The organism is Pontibacter vulgaris (genome assembly GCF_022758145.1).
Classification (GTDB): Bacteria; Bacteroidota; Bacteroidia; order Cytophagales; family Hymenobacteraceae; genus Pontibacter; species Pontibacter vulgaris.
The window spans coordinates 372,557-388,883 of sequence record NZ_JAJVDH010000004.1; the positions used below are offsets into that span (position 1 = coordinate 372,557).

Here is a 16,327-nt window from a genome sequence, read left to right on the forward strand (position 1 = left end):
TAAAAAAAGCCTTTCGAAATATAAAAATTATCCCGAACTTATAAGCACGATCATACCCTGAAAAATCCTAAAAAAATTTGAGCAGGAAGGAGCAAAAAGGCCCGGTGTTTGTGTTACCAGAAGTATAGTAGCAAAAGCTATTCTTTTAAAGCCGAAAGGCTTGTAGCGCCAACACCCAAAACATGGAGAATATGACGCAGTTCCTACAAACCTCGCATCTTAAAAATTTTGCAGTCAGGTTTATCCAGATCATCATCGTTTTCCCGATGGCTGTACTGATAAACTTTTACATGCCCGCTGTCAGCTTTATAAAGTATGAAATGACGTACCTGCTGTGCGTTATGATTGCGGCCACCATTTCTATTATAGTTACAAAGTATAGCCGCAGGCTTATTGTGCTTATGTTTTTTACACTGCTAGGCATGACGGCTTTTAACAGCTCTAACTATAGTATGGAAAGCCTGTACGACGACTATAATGCCGTACTGGTAAGTATGACCAACAACCCTAATAATGTATCATACTTTAAACCAGTGAAAGGTACTTATTTCCAGGAGCGGCGCGTTAAAAATGCCATGCAGCCTACACACCCGCAGGTACGTGCTTTTGCCGTAGAAAACTCCACACGCTACTATAATGGCGAGTATTACAGCAAGTATAACAAACTGGCCCGCTATTTTTCGCTCTTCAAACACATCCGCGTAAACTGGAAATATGTGAATGATCCGCGCAACACCGATTACTACTCTGCCCCAATCGAAAGCATAGGCCTGCTTGCCGGCGACTGCGATGATTATTCTATACTAATGGCCTCTTCGGTTATGGCTGTTGGCGGCGAAGCCCGCATCATAATTTCAGAAAGCCACATGTATACCGAGGTAAAAGTAGGAACCATGGATGACCTGGATAAAGTTAGCGAAGCTGTTCGTACACTTTTCCCGGACGAAGTAAACGGAGGCAAAATACACTACCACGAAACAAACGGCGAGCTTTGGATGAATTTTGATTACACAGCCAGCTACCCGGGCGGGCCTTTTCTGGAGCCGGAACTATACAGTGTGGTTACATTTGAGTAATCTACGAGTATAAAGTATAAGTAAAAGCACTGCCTTAGGGTAGTGCTTTTTTTATTTCTGAATCGGCAAGGCTTATAGAAGTATAGCTTTATCTTTGTTTCAGACGTACAAGTGCAGCAACCGCTCTTGACAAGCGCCTGCTAAATGTTTATACTTAACAAAAAATCATAAAGCATACATATGCCCAAAATCCTGATCATAGATGACGAGCGGGCTATCCGCAGCACCTTAAAGGAGATACTGGAGTTCGAGAATTATTCTGTAGATGAGGCAGAAGATGGCGCCAAAGGCCTCCAGAACCTGAGCAAATCGAAGTATGATGTTGTGCTCTGCGATATTAAAATGCCCGGCATGGATGGTATTGAGGTATTGGAAAAAGCCATGGAGATTTCTCCGGATACACCTTTTATTATGATATCGGCACACGGCACCATAGATACGGCAGTGGAGGCTACTAAAAAAGGAGCCTACGATTTCCTGCAGAAGCCACCCGATCTGAACCGCCTGCTGGTAACCGTGCGCAATGCCCTGGATAAAGCCAACCTCGTAACCGAAACTAAGATCCTTAAAAAGAAGATCTCGAAGACGTATGAGATGGTGGGTACTTCGCCAGCCCTTGGCCGTGTAAAACAAGCCATCGAAAAAGTGGCCCCTACTGATGCCCGCGTTCTTATTACGGGCCCCAATGGCTCAGGTAAGGAGTTAGTGGCACGCGCCATACACGAACACAGCAACCGCGCCAATGGCCCTCTGATAGAGGTAAACTGCGCTGCCATACCAAGCGAGCTGATCGAGAGTGAACTGTTCGGACACGAAAAAGGCTCGTTCACATCGGCAGTAAAGCAGCGCATCGGTAAATTTGAGCAGGCTAATGGCGGTACATTGTTTCTGGATGAGGTAGGCGACATGAGCCTTTCGGCGCAGGCAAAAGTATTGCGAGCCTTGCAGGAGCACCGCATTACCCGCGTTGGAGGCGATAAAGACATACAGGTTGATGTTCGAGTGCTGGCAGCTACTAACAAGAACCTGTTGGAGGAAATAGAAGCCAAGAATTTCCGCGAAGACTTGTACCACCGCCTGGGCGTTATACTTATACATGTGCCACCGCTTAACGAGCGCCGCGAAGACATTCCGGATCTGGTTACTAAATTCCTGAACGACATTGCAAACGACTATGGTAACAAAGCCAAAACCATAAGCCCTGATGCGTTGCAATACCTGCAGGGACTGGACTGGCGAGGCAATGTGCGCGAGTTGCGAAACGTAGTGGAGCGCCTGGTAATTATGAGCGGGAATGAAATTACGCTGGATGATGCAAAAGCTTACGCACGGCCAATTGTTTCGTAAACCTTTTGTAAAAACAACTATAAAACAAAAGCCCCTGCTGTAACCCGGCAGGGGCTTTTGTTTTATAGTATAATTAAACCCGTGCAGCTTAGGAACAAGGCGCTGGTTTTATACTTCAGGACGCCGCTGCGCCTTTTTTAAGCCAGCAACAGTTTTTATACTTATCGCCACTGCCGCACGGGCAAGGTTCGTTTCGGCCAAGGCGTTTGCCATAGGGATTTAAAAGGCTTCTGAAGTTTAACCGAAAACGGCGTTTTGGATTTTGAGAGAAAACCTTTGTCAGCATTTCATATAACCTGGGATGGTTTTCGGCCAGTTGCCCCGGCTTCTCAAAAAAATACTCGGTAACAACTGCAAAAAATTCGGCTTCGCTGGTAGCACCGTAAGGGTTAATATCAGATTCACCTTGCTTAATAGCTTTGATTTTGCGGTACATTAATTCCTTCCAGGGCTTTACCAGCTCATCGGGCATGTAGGCTTCCGGTATTCCATCAATTTCACCATCGGCCTGGTCCAGGATATGGGCAAATTCATGGATGCCTACATTTTTGCGGTCTGCCATGTCGTTAAAGCCCTGCTCCAAAGCTGGCTTTGAAAGCGTAACATAATGGTCGTTCTGAAACGGATTTACGCGCCCCAGCACCTCCGTTACGGCTTCATTGTCTTTATCCTGGTATCGCTTTATACTTCCCGGAAAAACAATTACCTCTCCCAGGTTCTGATACTCCCAATCGCGGAAGCCGAAAATCGGGATAATGGCACTGCAGCCCACCAAAACTTTGGTAAGATCGTCTATCTCTGTTTGTATACCTGTTATTCTTTTTTCAGATAAGAAGAGCTGCAGCATTTTCTCAAACCGGCGCTGGTCTTCCTCTTTTAAAGTATGGTAAAAGCCAATACGGTCCTTCAGAATTTTGCGCCACTCCACCGGAAAATCCTGCGCCAGCACCTGCTTACGCCTGCGCTGTTTGCGTGTAGCCCATCTATAAAAAAGCAGGAGCATACCTGCCACCAGTGCAATAAAAAATAAATAACCCATGGGCAGCTATAACGCAACAAGCCACGGAAAGATGCTACAGTACTAAAAGATTACAGCCCCTGATGTCAGAATTATCGAAACGGCCGAGCACTTCGAAAGTATGATTTTGGTGCAATTTGCCAATATCTTTGGTCTCGATAAAAGCGCAGGAATCTACGTTGGCCAGGTCGATTATATTTATACCTCCGGAACGGTGGTGTGGGCCAATATCAAACGGGTCGTTAAGATCGCGGAGCAGGATGCGCATTGTATACCCCGGATGGAAAATACCATCTCCTAAAGAATACCCCTGCGACAGCAGCTCCGTCATGCCATATTCTGAATGTATACCATCTTTTATTCCGAAACCTGCCATCAGTTGGGCATGAAGCTCTTCCCGGATCATTTCGCGGCGACGGCCCTTCATGCCACCTGTTTCCATAATGGTAACACCAGAGAAATCTTCGCGGCCCTTTAGTTTATCAGCCCAGTCCAGTAAAGCATAGGATACCCCGATCAGCAGAATTTTTTTACCGCGCTGGCGGGCTTGCTTTATACTTTGCAATAGCTTGTGGTGGTTGTTCAGGTAAAAGCCTTCTTCGTCCTGCCCTGTGCGTTTTACAAAATAATCAACCATAGCTACCAGCGATGAACCACCTTGCTCCAGGTATGAAGGCAACAGCGCCAGCACCACATAGTCCTGCAATGGCCCATAAAACTGGTTAAAAATATTTTCAGTAACCTGGTTATACCATGCCAGGCTGGCTACAAAGTGCCTGCTGCGTGTTTGCTGCGTAGTGCCGCTGCTGTAAAAAATAATTTCAGGTTCTACGGCATTAGTAACTACCTGGTGGGTTTTAAAAAACTCGATCGGCAGAAACGGTATCTGGTGCAGTTGTGTTACCTGGTCAGGTTGAACGCGCAAAAATTGCAGATACTCTTTATAGATAGCGTTGTGCTGCGCCTGATAGCGGAAAAGCTGCAAAGCTGTTTCGTCAAAATCGAAACCCTGGTTGTTATGCAGTTTCTGTATGTGCTGAGCTTTAAATTCCATCCAAATAAATTAATAACAAATCCTATATCTATCCGTTTGATTTAGTAAATTTAGCTTCATTTTCTGACATCCTACATGAAGTACATGCTAAAGTATAGTGCAGCCCTTCTGTTACTGATGCTGGCTTTCAGCTCCTGCCGCAAAGCGCCAAACTACCCGGACACCCCGGAGATAGAATTTAAACGCATTGAAAAGTATAGTTACATTAAAGACGGTGTACCCACTGATACGCTCGTTTTTGTGATTGGCTTTCAGGATGGAGACGGAAACCTGGGCCTTTCTGCCACTTCACCGGAAGATAAACAGGCTCCCTTTAATTTCGGATCGCCATACTATAATAACTTTATAGTTAAGTTTTTCAGAAAAGAGCAGCAACCCGACGGTAGTTCTGCTTTTGTAGAATACCAGTTTCCGGTTGCCGGTTTCGATAAAAGTGGTCGTTTTCCGCGCCTATCTACCGATGACCGAAGCGAACCTCTCGAGGGTGAGATCAGGTATAAAATGGAACTGACCCAGGATCTGCCGCTTTTCGACAATGGGAATACTCTTAAATTTGAGATCTTTATTTATGACCGCACAACGCCTACTCCCAATAAAAGCAATGTTGTGTTAACCGATGAAGTGACCTTATTTCAGTAATAAAGTATAAAGTATAAAAAAGCCCCGCAACTATTTAAGTTGCGGGGCTTTTTTATACTTTATACTTCAGGATTCCTTAGTAAATCCTTGGATAAGCTTCCGGATCAGCCTCGTTCAGAATTTCGTAAACGGTCTCGAAAACATCTTCTGCATTTGGCTTGGAGAAGTAATCGCCATCCGATGAATAAGGCGGACGGTGCGCCTGTGCGGCAAGACATTGTGGTTTAGAATCCAGGTATCGCCATGCGCCCTGCTCATCTACCACCTGCTGCATCATATAAGCAGTGGCACCACCTGGCACGTCTTCATCTGTAAACAATACACGGTTAGTCTTCTTGATAGAATCCGTGATGATATGTTCTATATCGAAAGGCAACAGCGTCTGCACATCTATTACTTCAGCAGAAATACCAAATTCTTCGAGTTGCTTGGCAGCTTCCAGAACAATGCGGCACATAGAGCCATACGTTACAATGGTAATGTCTGTACCTTCTCTTAGTATATCCGGCTTGCCAAGCGGCACTGTAAACTCTGCTATATTGCTCGGAATTCGCTCCTTTAATCTGTAACCATTGAGGCACTCTATAATAAGTGCAGGCTCATCTGACTTCAGCATGGTGTTGTAGAAACCAGCTGCCTGTGTCATATCGCGCGGCACCAGCACATGCATACCTCTGATACTGTTCAGGATCATACCTATTGGCGAACCTGAGTGCCAGATACCTTCTAAACGGTGACCACGCGTACGAACTATAAGCGGCGCTTTCTGGCCTCCTTTAGTACGATACTGCAGGCAGGCAACGTCATCTGATAGGATCTGGATCGCATATAACAGATAATCCAGGTACTGAATCTCTGTGATCGGGCGTAAACCGCGCAAGGCAGCGCCTATACCCTGGCCAACTATCGTACATTCACGGATGCCGGTATCGGTAACGCGCAACTCGCCATGTTTCTCCTGCAAACCTGCAAAAGCCTGGTTAACATCGCCAATGCGGCCAACATCTTCACCAATAGCAAATACACGCGGGTCGCGGGCAAGTATGGCATCAAAGCAAGCTTGTAAAACTTCACGGCCATCCACCATTGGTGCATTCTCGTCAAATTCAGGCTTAACTTCTTCTACTAATAGGGCAGCTTCTTCTGACTGGCTGTATAAGTATGAGTTAAAACGATCAGCATTTTCGCCCATTGCCTGCTCCAGCCAGCCAATTAACTCGCGTTTTGCCGGATTGCGCTCATCGCGTACATAACGAAGCGCTTTTCTTACGGCTCTAACGGCATCGCTGCGTATAGGCGTAGATGTTTTGCGAAGCTCTTCGGTTATAGTTGCAATTTCTGTGATATGCTCGCTGGCAGCAGCCAGGTTGTCTAACAGCTGTAAAGCTTCCTCATGATCTGTTTTGATAGCTTCGGCGAAAGCATTCCAGGCATTGCTACGGGCAACACGAACCGCATCTTTAGCCTCAGCTTCGATCTGGTCTAGCTGCTCTGCAGTGGCAATTTCGCTATCCAGGATCCATTCGCGCATTTTCTTCAGGCAGTCATATTCTGCTTCCCAGTCCAGGCGCTCTTTAGATTTGTAGCGCTCATGCGAGCCGGAAGTAGAGTGGCCTTGCGGCTGCGTTACTTCCTCTACATGAATCAGTACCGGAACATGCTGTTCGCGGCAAACTCGCACAGCAGCTTCGTAAGTTTCACAAAGTGCTACGTAATCCCAGCCCTTCACCCGGAAAATCTCGTAGCCCTGCTCGTTCTCTGCGTTACGCTGGAAACCTGCCAGAATTTCAGAAATGCTACCTTTTGTGGTCTGGTATTCAGCCGGAACCGAAATACCGTAGCCATCATCCCAAACAGAAACCAGCATAGGAATCTGCAACACACCAGCCGCATTAATAGCCTCAAAGAACATCCCCTCTGAAGTAGACGCGTTACCGATTGTACCGAATGCTACTTCGTTACCGTTTACTGAAAACTGTTGCAGCTCTTTCAGGGCCGGGTTCTGGCGGTATAGTTTAGAAGCGTAAGCCAGGCCAACCAGGCGCGGCATCTGCGAAGCAGTAGGCGATATATCAGAGCTTGAATTTTTCTGTTCGCTCAGGTTTTTCCAGTTACCCTCATCATCCAGCAGGCGGGTTCCGAAGTGGCCGTTCATGGCACGACCGGCTGTGGAAGGCTCTGCTTCTACATCGGTGTGTGCGTATAATTGTGCAAAATATTGCTGCAGCGTTAGTTCACCAATAGCAAACATAAAGGTCTGGTCGCGGTAATAACCAGAGCGGAAATCGCCGGGCATAAAAAATCTGGCCATTGCCAGTTGCGCCACTTCCTTACCATCGCCGAAAATACCGAATTTGGCTTTTCCCATAAACACCTCTTTGCGGCCTGCTAAGCTGGCCTGGCGGCTCGCCCATGCAATGCGGTAATCGCTGAGGATGTCTTCTGTACTTAGTTTTTGTGTTATAGATGCTTCAGCAGTCTGCATGTTTCTCACTATAAGCTATAAGTATATTTTTCAATCAAAAGTACAGAAGATTAGCCTAAATTCAAATTTAAGGCCGCCTCTGCCCACTTTGGCATTGTTTTAACTGGTGTTGTTTTGTTAAAAGATTTTGTATCTTTGCTTTGCTCAGCTATGCCGGGCGTGTTTAAATATTGTTTTTAACCTCATAGTATATGAATATAAAGTTTTACTCTATCCTGATGCTTTGCCTTTTGCTAGCCGGCTTTACTGCCAGTGCCCAGGGCGAACTGAAATTTGAAAAAGAAACGCACGATTTCGGTACTGTTGCCGAAGGTGTACAGGCTACTTACGAGTTTAAAGTAAAAAATGTAGGCAACCAGCCTGTGGTAATTGCCAATGTTCAGCCATCTTGCGGTTGCACTACCCCAGATTGGACTAAAGACCCGATTTTACCAGGTAAAACAGGCGTAATCAAAGCTATTTACAACACAGTTGGCCGCCCTGGTCCTTTTCACAAGTCTATTTCAATTACATCTAATGCTGCTACAGCTTCTAAAGTTCTCTTTATAAAAGGTGAGGTTGGCCCAAAAGATTTAAAAACCAGTTATACTCAGGAACAAAAGGCGAACTCGCCGCGTTTGGCTGTTGGAGTAACTACTCATAGCTTCGGAAAACTTGAAAAAGGCCAAAAAGCTGTAGCTAAATTCGCAATAAAAAACACAGGTCGGCAGGACCTGATAGTGCAGGGTATAAAGTCGGTTTGCAACTGCGTGAGCTATAAAGTATCGGTTCCGGCAATAAAACCAGGACAACAGGCAACTTTGGAACTAACGTATGTACCAACGGTGTTAAAGGAGCAAAACGAAGTAGTAACCATACTTTCAAACGATATTATAATGCCAGACCTCAAGCTTACGCTTAAAGCAAACGTGGTAGAGAGTCTGACTTCAAAGAATATGTTAAGGGAGGGCGGACAGCCGGTACCTTTCAGATAGTTTTTTTCATAGTTTTATTTTGTACTAATGGCAGTGATTTTATCGCTGCCTTTTTTCATTTTATACCCTTCCCTCCTCTCATTTCCAATGCTTTTTGATACAATTTCAGAATGCAGCTGCAGGCAATTAAACCTTGTTGCATTTGTTCTTTTAATTACCTGAAGTTGTGGTATATTTGCGCAGCTTTTCCAAAACTTAATATAGAACGACATGATTATTGGTGTTCCAAAGGAAATCAAGAATAATGAGAACCGCGTAGGTGCAACACCTGCCGGTGTAAATGAACTGGTACGTAACGGCCACACCGTATACGTGCAGGCTACTGCCGGCGAAGGCAGCGGTTTTGCTGACGAAGATTATGCGAAAGCTGGTGCGACTATACTTCCGACAATAGAAGAAGTATATGGCATCGCTGAAATGATCATCAAAGTAAAAGAGCCGATTGAGTCTGAGTACAGCCTGATCAAAGAAAACCAGTTGCTGTTCACTTACTTCCACTTTGCATCTTATGAGCCGCTTACGCATGCCATGATCGAGCGCAAAGCGATCTGCCTTGCTTACGAAACAGTAGAGAAAACTGACAGAAGCCTGCCTTTGCTGGTTCCTATGTCTGAAGTTGCTGGCCGTATGGCAATACAGGAAGGTGCTAAATACCTTGAGAAGCCGTTAAAAGGCCGCGGTATACTTTTAGGTGGCGTACCAGGTGTTCGCCCTGCTAAAGTATTGGTACTTGGTGGTGGCGTAGTTGGTACAAACGCTGCTAAAATGGCTGCAGGCCTTGGCGCTGATGTTACTATCCTGGATACTAACCTTGCCCGTCTGCGTTATCTGGATGATATCCTGCCTGCTAACGTTAACACACAGATGTCGAATGAATACACTATCCGTGAGCTTGTTCAGACACACGACCTGATCATTGGTGCGGTATTGATACCTGGTGCTAAGGCTCCTAACCTGATCACTCGTGATATGCTGAAAACAATGAAGCCAGGTACTGTATTGGTAGACGTTGCTGTTGACCAGGGCGGTTGCATCGAAACCTGTAAGCCAACTACACACGAGAACCCGACTTTCATTATTGATGATGTGGTTCATTACTGCGTGGCTAACATGCCAGGTGCTGTTCCTTTCACATCTACACAGGCGCTTACAAACGCTACATTGCCTTTTGCAGTGCAGTTAGCTAACAAAGGCTGGAAACAAGCATGTGCTGATAGCGCAGAGCTGAAGAAAGGCCTGAACGTTGTGAACGGTAAGGTAGTTTATCCAGGCGTGGCTGAAGCCTTTAACCTGGAATACACACCAGTTGATTCTATACTGTAAGCTTTAGCTTAGTAACTATAAAAAGGCGCCTTTTTGACTTTGTCAGGAAGGCGCCTTTATTTTGAGGCTTCAGGTATAAATTTATACTTAAACGAACTATACCAAACCAGCTATACTTTATAGTATAAGCACACCCTTATTATTGTATTGATGTTCGATTACGATTTTAAATTGATGCTGCGCAGAATAGGGCTACTTATAGGCTTATACATGCTGTTGCGGCTGGTTTTCTACATTTTCAACTACAGCACTTTTGCAGAAGCCGAGTTTAGCCAAACTATACTTGCTTTTGCCCATGGCCTTCGTTTCGACCTGGCTGCGCTTACCATCATCAATATACCGTTTATACTTCTCTCATTATTTCCGCACCAGACCCCTAGAAGCACAACCTTCCAGCGCATACTGCTTTGGCTATTTATACTTTCGAATGTGCCTTTCATTGCCCTGGGGCTGGTAGATGTAGAGTTTTTTAAATTTATAGGCCAAAGATCAAGCAACGAGGTTTTAACCATAACCGGCGACATTGCAGACCAATTGGGGCAACTGGCGCGCTATTACTGGTACCTGGGTTTCGGGTTTATACTGCTGGTAATAGGCCTGGTTAAAGTATACCCTCGAACAAAACAAGAACCGGCAAAAGAGCTTTCTTATATACTGCGCTACCTGCGTTTGCTGTTGGTGGCAGCCTTAGCTATACTTACCATCCGGGGAGGAATACAGCTGAAGCCCTTGCGCACCAGCCATGCATTCATACTTCAGCCGGCCGCACTTGGGCACCTTACCTTAAACTCGCCTTTCACTTTCTTTAAAAGTATAGGCCAGCAAAAACTCGAAGAGAAAAATTATTTCCCTGATGAACAAGCCTTGCAGCAGGCCCTGCATTTCAATCCGGACAAGTATAAAAACCAGCCCACTCCGCCATTCAATGAGAATGTAGTCATTATTATTCTGGAGAGCTTTGCCGGAGAATATATAGGCGCTTTAAATAGTGGCAAAGGCTATACGCCATACTTTGATTCGCTGGCCACGCAAGGTGTTTTGTTCAAAAATAATTTTGCAAACGGCCGTAAATCCATTGAAGCGTTACCTTCTGTTCTGGCAGGTTTACCATCATTTATGCAGTCGCCTTATATTACCTCTGCTTACCAGACCAATACACTTTATGGCTTGGGAACTGTACTTAAGGAGGCAGGCTACAAAACTGCTTTCTTTCACGGCGCCGCCAACGGCACTATGGGTTTCAATAACTTTTCTAAACAAGCTGGCATTGGTTCTTACTATGGCTTGGATGAATATCCGGCTGAACTAAAAGACAAAAACTACGACGGCCAGTGGGGTATTTTTGATGAACCATACCTGCAGTATGTGGCAAAAGAGCTTACTAACCTGAAGCAACCATTCGGGGCAACAGTTTTTACGCTGAGCTCGCACCAGCCCTACACCGTTCCGGCAAAGTATAAAGGCAAATTTCCGAAGGGCGATCTGGAAATACACGAATCTATTGGCTACGCCGATTACGCCCTGCATCAGTTTTTTAAAGCTGCCTCTCAACAACCCTGGTACAACAATACCCTGTTCATACTTACCGCCGACCATACCCAGATGAGCTCGAATGTGGCCTATCAGAATGAGCTAGGAAATTATCGTATACCCCTACTCCTCTTCCACCCCCGCAAGCAGTTTAAAAGTATAAATCCGGAGCGGGTTACGCAGCAAGCCGACATTTTCCCCACTATAGTGGATTACCTGAATTTATCTACAGACAAAGCATTGCCTTTCGGAGAGTCGGTATTGGATAGCACAGCCGCAGGCCGCGCCCTGTTTTATAATGGCAACTCATACTTTATGGTACAGCAGGATGGCGTAACGGAACTTCTGCCAGACGATAAAGCAAAATTCTATACTTTCCCCGACCTGACACCTGCAACTGAAAACCCAGCGCAGGAGCAGCAACTGAAAGCTTATGTGCAGTATTTCAGAAATGGGCTGGTAAGCAATAATTTATACTTCTGGCGAAAGGAAAAATAAGCGGTTTTATACTTCCTGCTGAAAAACCGGGATCTCCTGAAGCGGCAAATACCTGCGAGTTTTAAAATCTACTTCCCAACAAAAATGCTCCAGGCCGTTGGTTATGGCCACATATTTTGCCTGCAACGCCTGGTTATAAGTTGATACCTGTTTTACCACTTCCTGCGTAATAGGCACGTAAGCAGCTTTGCATTCTACTAACAAATGTGGTTGCCCCATGTTGTTGTAAATACAAATATCAGTGCGTTTCTGAAGCTTATTGTAAGTAGTGCCCCTCTCCACACTGATCAGGCTTTTAGGATAATGTAACTGGTTAAGCAAATAATGCAGAAAATGCTGCCGCACCCATTCTTCGGGTGTCAGCAGCACGTATTTACGGCGCAGTGCGTCAAAAATCAGCGAATTAGCTTCGGATTGTTTAAGTTTGTACTCAAATGGCGGCAGGTTCAGCGTATCCATGTCGCAAATTTACTCATTTATACTTGCAGCTTACATTTTGCAGGTATGTTAAAATAATTGTTAGATGAAGTCGAAAGAAGAAATCGTTAAAAACTGGCTCCCGCGTTACACGGGCGTGCCTTTAGATGAGTTCGGGGAGTATATTCTGCTCACGAATTTTATAAATTATGTGAAAATGTTTGCCGACAGGTTTGGTGTTGAGATCAGAGGGCTTGATAAACCAATGCAAACAGCTACAGCCAACAACATCACCATTATTAACTTTGGAATGGGTAGCCCAATGGCAGCAACCGTAATGGACCTGCTCTCAGCTGTAAAACCAAAAGCAGCTTTGTTTCTGGGCAAATGTGGTGGCCTTAAGAAAAAAACGCAGTTAGGCGACCTTATACTTCCTATTGCAGCCATCCGCGGTGAAGGTACTTCTGATGATTACCTGCCACCTGAAATTCCTGCACTGCCATCTTTCCGTTTACAGCGTGCCGTTTCTTCCATGATCAAGAAGCACGAAATGGATTACTGGACCGGTACCGTTTATACTACCAACCGCCGCGTTTGGGAGCACGACGAAGAGTTTAAAGAATACCTGCGCCAGATCAGGGCTATGGGTGTGGATATGGAAACGGCCACAATTTTCACGGTAGGCTTTATCAACGAGATCCCTCACGGTGCTTTGCTGCTGGTTTCTGATAACCCGATGGTGCCCGAAGGTGTGAAAACATCTGAAAGCGATAAGCTGGTTACCTCAAACTTTGTAGAAAAACACCTTAGCATTGGTATAGATTCGCTGCAGGAGCTTATAAACTCAGGCGAATCGGTTAAACACATGCGTTTTGAGTAAGAGCTAAAGTATGACTAAAAACCTACGCACCCTTGCCGCCGCCGTTTTACTTGGTGGCGCTTTTTTAAGTAGCTGCACCGGCACTAAATCCAGCAGCCAGACAGCCGCTGACCTGATCGTGTACAACGGCAACGTTTACACTGTAAATAACAGTTTCGGTAAAGCCGAGGCTTTTGCTGTTAAAGATGGCAAAATACTGGAAACAGGTACATCTGAAGCTATCCGCCAAAAGTATACGGCCACTGAACAGGTTGATGCCGAAGGCAAAACTATACTTCCAGGCCTGATAGATGCGCACTCCCACTTCTACCGTTATGGCCTGGCCCTGCAATCTGCCGACCTGGTAGGGACAGCGTCTTTTAAAGAAGTAGTGCAGAAAGTAACAGAACAGCGCGAAAAGTATCCGAATGCTGCCTGGATAACAGGTCGTGGCTGGGATCAGAACGACTGGGCTGTGAAAGAGTTTCCGGCTAAAGACACCCTGGATAAGCTTTACCCGAATACACCGGTTATACTTACCCGCATAGATGGGCATGCAGCACTGGCAAACCAGAAAGCGCTTGATCTGGCGGGCGTTACACCGCAAACTAAATTGGTTGGCGGCCTTGTAGAAGTTGAAAAAGGAAAGCTGACAGGTATACTTATTGATAATGCTGTAGATCTGGTTACAACTAAAATTCCGGAAGCGAGCGAGGCTGAAAAACGACAGGCGCTGGTAAATGCTGAAAACAACTGTTTTGCAGTGGGTTTAACCACCGTTGTGGATGCCGGCCTGGATAAGCCAACGGTAGAGCTGATGGATGCCATGCACAAAAGTGGCGACCTGCAAATGCGCGTTTATGCCATGCTGAACCCAACGCAGGAAAACCAGGACTACTATTTTAAGCAAGGCTTGTATAAAACTGACCGTCTGAATGTACGCTCTTTCAAAATCTATGCAGATGGTGCACTTGGCTCAAGAGGCGCTAACTTATTAAAGCCTTACCACGACCGTGCAGGGCATTATGGTTTCTTACTGGCTTCAGAGAAAGAGTTTCGTGACATAGCAGCCAAGCTATACCAGCATGGCTTCCAGATGAATACCCATGCCATTGGTGACTCTGCCAACCGCCTGCTACTGGACATTTATGGCGGCTTACTGAAAGGGAAAAACGACAGGCGCTGGAGAATTGAGCATGCCCAGATCATCAACCCTGCTGATATGGCCAAGTTCGGTAACTATAGCATTATACCGTCTATGCAGCCAACACACGCTACTTCGGATATGTACTGGGCTGCAGATCGTTTAGGTACTGAGCGCATCAAACATGCTTATCCTTTTAAAGAACTTATGCAGCAAAACGGCTACATTCCACTAGGCAGCGATTTCCCGGTAGAAGATATTAATCCGTTTTATACTTTCCATGCAGCCGTCGCGCGCCAGGATGCCAAGAATTACCCTGCAAATGGTTTCCAGATGGAAAATGCTTTAACCCGTGAAGAAGCACTGCGTGGCATGACCATTTGGGCTGCCAAAGCTAACTTCGAGGAAAACGAGAAAGGCAGCCTGGAAGCCGGCAAATTCGCTGATTTTATACTTGTAGATAAAGACCTGCTAACGATAAAGCCGGAAGAAATGAGAGGCGTTCAGGTATTAAAAACATATGTAAACGGAAAGCTGGTTTATAAGAAACAATAATTCCGTTATACTTCATAAAACAAAAGCGGCTGCAAATTTTGCAGCCGCTTTTGTTTTAAAGCTTAAGCTCGGATACTGGTTTATCTGACTGCAGCTTCCATCTTCGGCTCCAGGGTTTTCTTGCCTTTAACCATAAACAGGAATACTAAGCCCAGTGCGAAAAACGTGATCAGGGCAAGTATACTGTAGCGCATAGAGCCTGTCAGTTGTGCAATCAAACCATACGCCATTGTTCCTAAAACGATAGATACTTTCTCGGTTACATCATAAAAACTGAAGAACGAAGCATGGTCTATAGTTGTGGCAGGTATAAGTTTAGAATAAGTAGAGCGCGACATTGATTGTATACCGCCCATAACGGTGCCTACAACAGCTGCCAGTATATAAAACTGCATGGCACTTTCGGTAAAATAAGCAGCTATACAAATGCCAATCCAGATCAGGACACCAATAACCAAAGCTCTGATATTGCCATATCGTTTGGAGATAGCAGCAAACCCATAAGCACCTGCAATAGCCACCAATTGTATGATAAGTATAGTCAGGATCAGGGCATCGTCAGGTAGTTTAAGTTCTTCAATTCCAAATATGGTTGCCACGTACATTACAGTTTGAACGCCCATGTTGTAGAAAAAGTAAGCTAATAAGAAGCGCTTCAGCATAGGCAAATCCTGGGCCTGTGCCCATACTTTCTGCAGTTCCTTAAATCCATTAAACAACCAGTTGCCTGTTGCTTTACGATGGTACACATTCTCCGGAAGATGAAAGAAAGTATACTGTGCAAAACCAAACCACCAGATACCCGTGCTCAGAAAAGCTATGCGCGGCGGCAGACTTTTATTATCAGCAGCTATTCCAAACAGCTCAGGTTTCAGAATCATGGCCAGGTTAAATACTAGTAACAGCACACTGCCGATATAGCCCATCGAAAAGCCCTTTGCACTTAAGCGGTCGTATTGGTCTTCGGTAGCAATTTCGGGCAGGTAAGCATTATAAAACACAATACTGCCGCTAAAGCCTATGGTAGCAAGTATAAAAAGTATAACCGAAATGGTAAAAGTATTGGCTGTAAAGAAGTATAAACCGGCACACGAAAACGAGCCTAGGTAGCAAAAGAGCTTCAGGAATAATTTTTTCCGGCCACTATAATCGGCTATGGCTGTTAATATAGGGCTAAGGCAGGCTATAATCAGGAAAGCAGCCGAAATAGCGTAGGAGAATAAAACAGAGCTTTTTAACTCAAACCCCAGAAAATTAACAACATCAGTTCCGTCAGGTTTTTGCGCTACAGCACTAAAGTATATCGGAAAAATAGTGGAAGTGATAACCAGGGAATAAACAGAGTTAGCCCAATCGTAAAAGCACCAGGCCCTGGTAACGGTAGGATCATTTTTTTGCATTCTGAAAT

General features: G+C 45.3%; 13 protein-coding genes. 8 read left to right on the forward strand and 5 right to left on the reverse strand.

Translation table 11 applies throughout. From position 1 onward, the window contains the following. Nucleotides 1-182 precede the first annotated feature (182 nt). Together LWP20_RS11855 and LWP20_RS11860 are read left to right on the forward strand one after the other, a co-directional pair. A complete protein-coding gene (locus tag LWP20_RS11855; RefSeq protein ID WP_242928358.1) occupies nucleotides 183-1,076 on the forward strand; it encodes a transglutaminase-like domain-containing protein in 894 nt (297 codons plus the stop codon). Between the two features lie 180 nt (nucleotides 1,077-1,256). After that, complete coding sequence (locus LWP20_RS11860; protein WP_242928359.1) at nucleotides 1,257-2,423, forward strand: sigma-54-dependent transcriptional regulator; 1,167 nt, start codon at nucleotides 1,257-1,259, stop codon at nucleotides 2,421-2,423. Nucleotides 2,424-2,538: 115 nt separating this feature from the next. Here the strand turns inward: LWP20_RS11860 and LWP20_RS11865 are convergent, their stop codons facing one another. Further along, the gene (locus LWP20_RS11865; protein WP_242928360.1) at nucleotides 2,539-3,462 is read right to left on the reverse strand and encodes a zinc-dependent peptidase; all 924 of its coding nucleotides are present in this window, start codon (nucleotides 3,460-3,462) and stop codon (nucleotides 2,539-2,541) included. 34 nt (nucleotides 3,463-3,496) lie between these two features. Then, nucleotides 3,497-4,495 carry an acyl-CoA synthetase family protein gene (locus tag LWP20_RS11870; protein ID WP_242928361.1) on the reverse strand — a complete coding sequence of 333 codons (999 nt, stop codon included), beginning with the start codon at nucleotides 4,493-4,495 and terminating at the stop codon, nucleotides 3,497-3,499. A gap of 75 nt (nucleotides 4,496-4,570) precedes the next feature. On the opposite strand from LWP20_RS11870, the gene LWP20_RS11875 reads away from it, so the two are divergent. Continuing rightward, nucleotides 4,571-5,134, forward strand: a complete 564-nt coding sequence (locus LWP20_RS11875) for a hypothetical protein (protein WP_242928362.1) — start codon at nucleotides 4,571-4,573, stop codon at nucleotides 5,132-5,134. Between the two features lie 76 nt (nucleotides 5,135-5,210). Here the strand turns inward: LWP20_RS11875 and LWP20_RS11880 are convergent, their stop codons facing one another. Further along, entirely contained in the window at nucleotides 5,211-7,619 is a 2,409-nt protein-coding gene (locus LWP20_RS11880; protein ID WP_242928363.1) for an alpha-ketoacid dehydrogenase subunit alpha/beta, read from the reverse strand. Nucleotides 7,620-7,810: 191 nt separating this feature from the next. On the opposite strand from LWP20_RS11880, the gene LWP20_RS11885 reads away from it, so the two are divergent. The 3 genes from LWP20_RS11885 to LWP20_RS11895 all read left to right on the forward strand — a co-directional run bounded on the left by LWP20_RS11885 (nucleotide 7,811) and on the right by LWP20_RS11895 (nucleotide 11,944). Continuing rightward, on the forward strand, nucleotides 7,811-8,593 hold the full coding sequence (locus LWP20_RS11885; RefSeq protein ID WP_242928364.1) for a DUF1573 domain-containing protein: 783 nt from the start codon (nucleotides 7,811-7,813) through the stop codon (nucleotides 8,591-8,593). A 210-nt stretch (nucleotides 8,594-8,803) separates the two neighbouring features. Beyond that, on the forward strand, nucleotides 8,804-9,916 hold the full coding sequence (ald, locus tag LWP20_RS11890; protein ID WP_242928365.1) for an alanine dehydrogenase: 1,113 nt from the start codon (nucleotides 8,804-8,806) through the stop codon (nucleotides 9,914-9,916). Nucleotides 9,917-10,090: 174 nt separating this feature from the next. After that, nucleotides 10,091-11,944: an LTA synthase family protein gene (locus LWP20_RS11895; protein WP_242928366.1), complete on the forward strand. Its 1,854-nt coding sequence runs from the start codon at nucleotides 10,091-10,093 to the stop codon at nucleotides 11,942-11,944. Nucleotides 11,945-11,950: 6 nt separating this feature from the next. On the opposite strand, the gene LWP20_RS11900 is transcribed toward LWP20_RS11895, so the two are convergent. Beyond that, on the reverse strand, nucleotides 11,951-12,403 hold the full coding sequence (locus LWP20_RS11900) for a type I restriction enzyme HsdR N-terminal domain-containing protein (RefSeq protein WP_242928367.1): 453 nt from the start codon (nucleotides 12,401-12,403) through the stop codon (nucleotides 11,951-11,953). A 64-nt stretch (nucleotides 12,404-12,467) separates the two neighbouring features. Between LWP20_RS11900 and LWP20_RS11905 the strand changes: the two genes are divergently transcribed. Both LWP20_RS11905 and LWP20_RS11910 read left to right on the forward strand, forming a co-directional pair. After that, nucleotides 12,468-13,241 (forward strand): AMP nucleosidase, encoded by a 774-nt coding sequence (locus LWP20_RS11905; protein WP_242928368.1) that lies wholly within the window; start codon nucleotides 12,468-12,470, stop codon nucleotides 13,239-13,241. A gap of 10 nt (nucleotides 13,242-13,251) precedes the next feature. Next, nucleotides 13,252-14,919: an amidohydrolase gene (locus tag LWP20_RS11910; protein ID WP_242928369.1), complete on the forward strand. Its 1,668-nt coding sequence runs from the start codon at nucleotides 13,252-13,254 to the stop codon at nucleotides 14,917-14,919. Nucleotides 14,920-14,999: 80 nt separating this feature from the next. Here LWP20_RS11910 and LWP20_RS11915 read toward each other — a convergent pair whose 3' ends face one another. Continuing rightward, entirely contained in the window at nucleotides 15,000-16,319 is a 1,320-nt protein-coding gene (locus LWP20_RS11915; RefSeq protein ID WP_242928370.1) for an MFS transporter, read from the reverse strand. Between the last annotated feature and the right edge of the window lie 8 nt (nucleotides 16,320-16,327).

What these genes read in the sequence shown, in the direction of transcription:
- LWP20_RS11855 (WP_242928358.1), top strand. Translation starts at nt 183, where the DNA reads ATGGAGAATATGACGCAGTTCCTACAAACCTCGCATCTTAAAAATTTT.
- LWP20_RS11860 (WP_242928359.1), top strand. Translation starts at nt 1,257, where the DNA reads ATGCCCAAAATCCTGATCATAGATGACGAGCGGGCTATCCGCAGCACC.
- LWP20_RS11865 (WP_242928360.1), bottom strand. Translation starts at nt 3,462, where the DNA reads ATGGGTTATTTATTTTTTATTGCACTGGTGGCAGGTATGCTCCTGCTT.
- LWP20_RS11870 (WP_242928361.1), bottom strand. Translation starts at nt 4,495, where the DNA reads ATGGAATTTAAAGCTCAGCACATACAGAAACTGCATAACAACCAGGGT.
- LWP20_RS11875 (WP_242928362.1), top strand. Translation starts at nt 4,571, where the DNA reads ATGAAGTACATGCTAAAGTATAGTGCAGCCCTTCTGTTACTGATGCTG.
- LWP20_RS11880 (WP_242928363.1), bottom strand. Translation starts at nt 7,619, where the DNA reads ATGCAGACTGCTGAAGCATCTATAACACAAAAACTAAGTACAGAAGAC.
- LWP20_RS11885 (WP_242928364.1), top strand. Translation starts at nt 7,811, where the DNA reads ATGAATATAAAGTTTTACTCTATCCTGATGCTTTGCCTTTTGCTAGCC.
- ald (WP_242928365.1), top strand. Translation starts at nt 8,804, where the DNA reads ATGATTATTGGTGTTCCAAAGGAAATCAAGAATAATGAGAACCGCGTA.
- LWP20_RS11895 (WP_242928366.1), top strand. Translation starts at nt 10,091, where the DNA reads ATGCTGCGCAGAATAGGGCTACTTATAGGCTTATACATGCTGTTGCGG.
- LWP20_RS11900 (WP_242928367.1), bottom strand. Translation starts at nt 12,403, where the DNA reads ATGGATACGCTGAACCTGCCGCCATTTGAGTACAAACTTAAACAATCC.
- LWP20_RS11905 (WP_242928368.1), top strand. Translation starts at nt 12,468, where the DNA reads ATGAAGTCGAAAGAAGAAATCGTTAAAAACTGGCTCCCGCGTTACACG.
- LWP20_RS11910 (WP_242928369.1), top strand. Translation starts at nt 13,252, where the DNA reads ATGACTAAAAACCTACGCACCCTTGCCGCCGCCGTTTTACTTGGTGGC.
- LWP20_RS11915 (WP_242928370.1), bottom strand. Translation starts at nt 16,319, where the DNA reads ATGCAAAAAAATGATCCTACCGTTACCAGGGCCTGGTGCTTTTACGAT.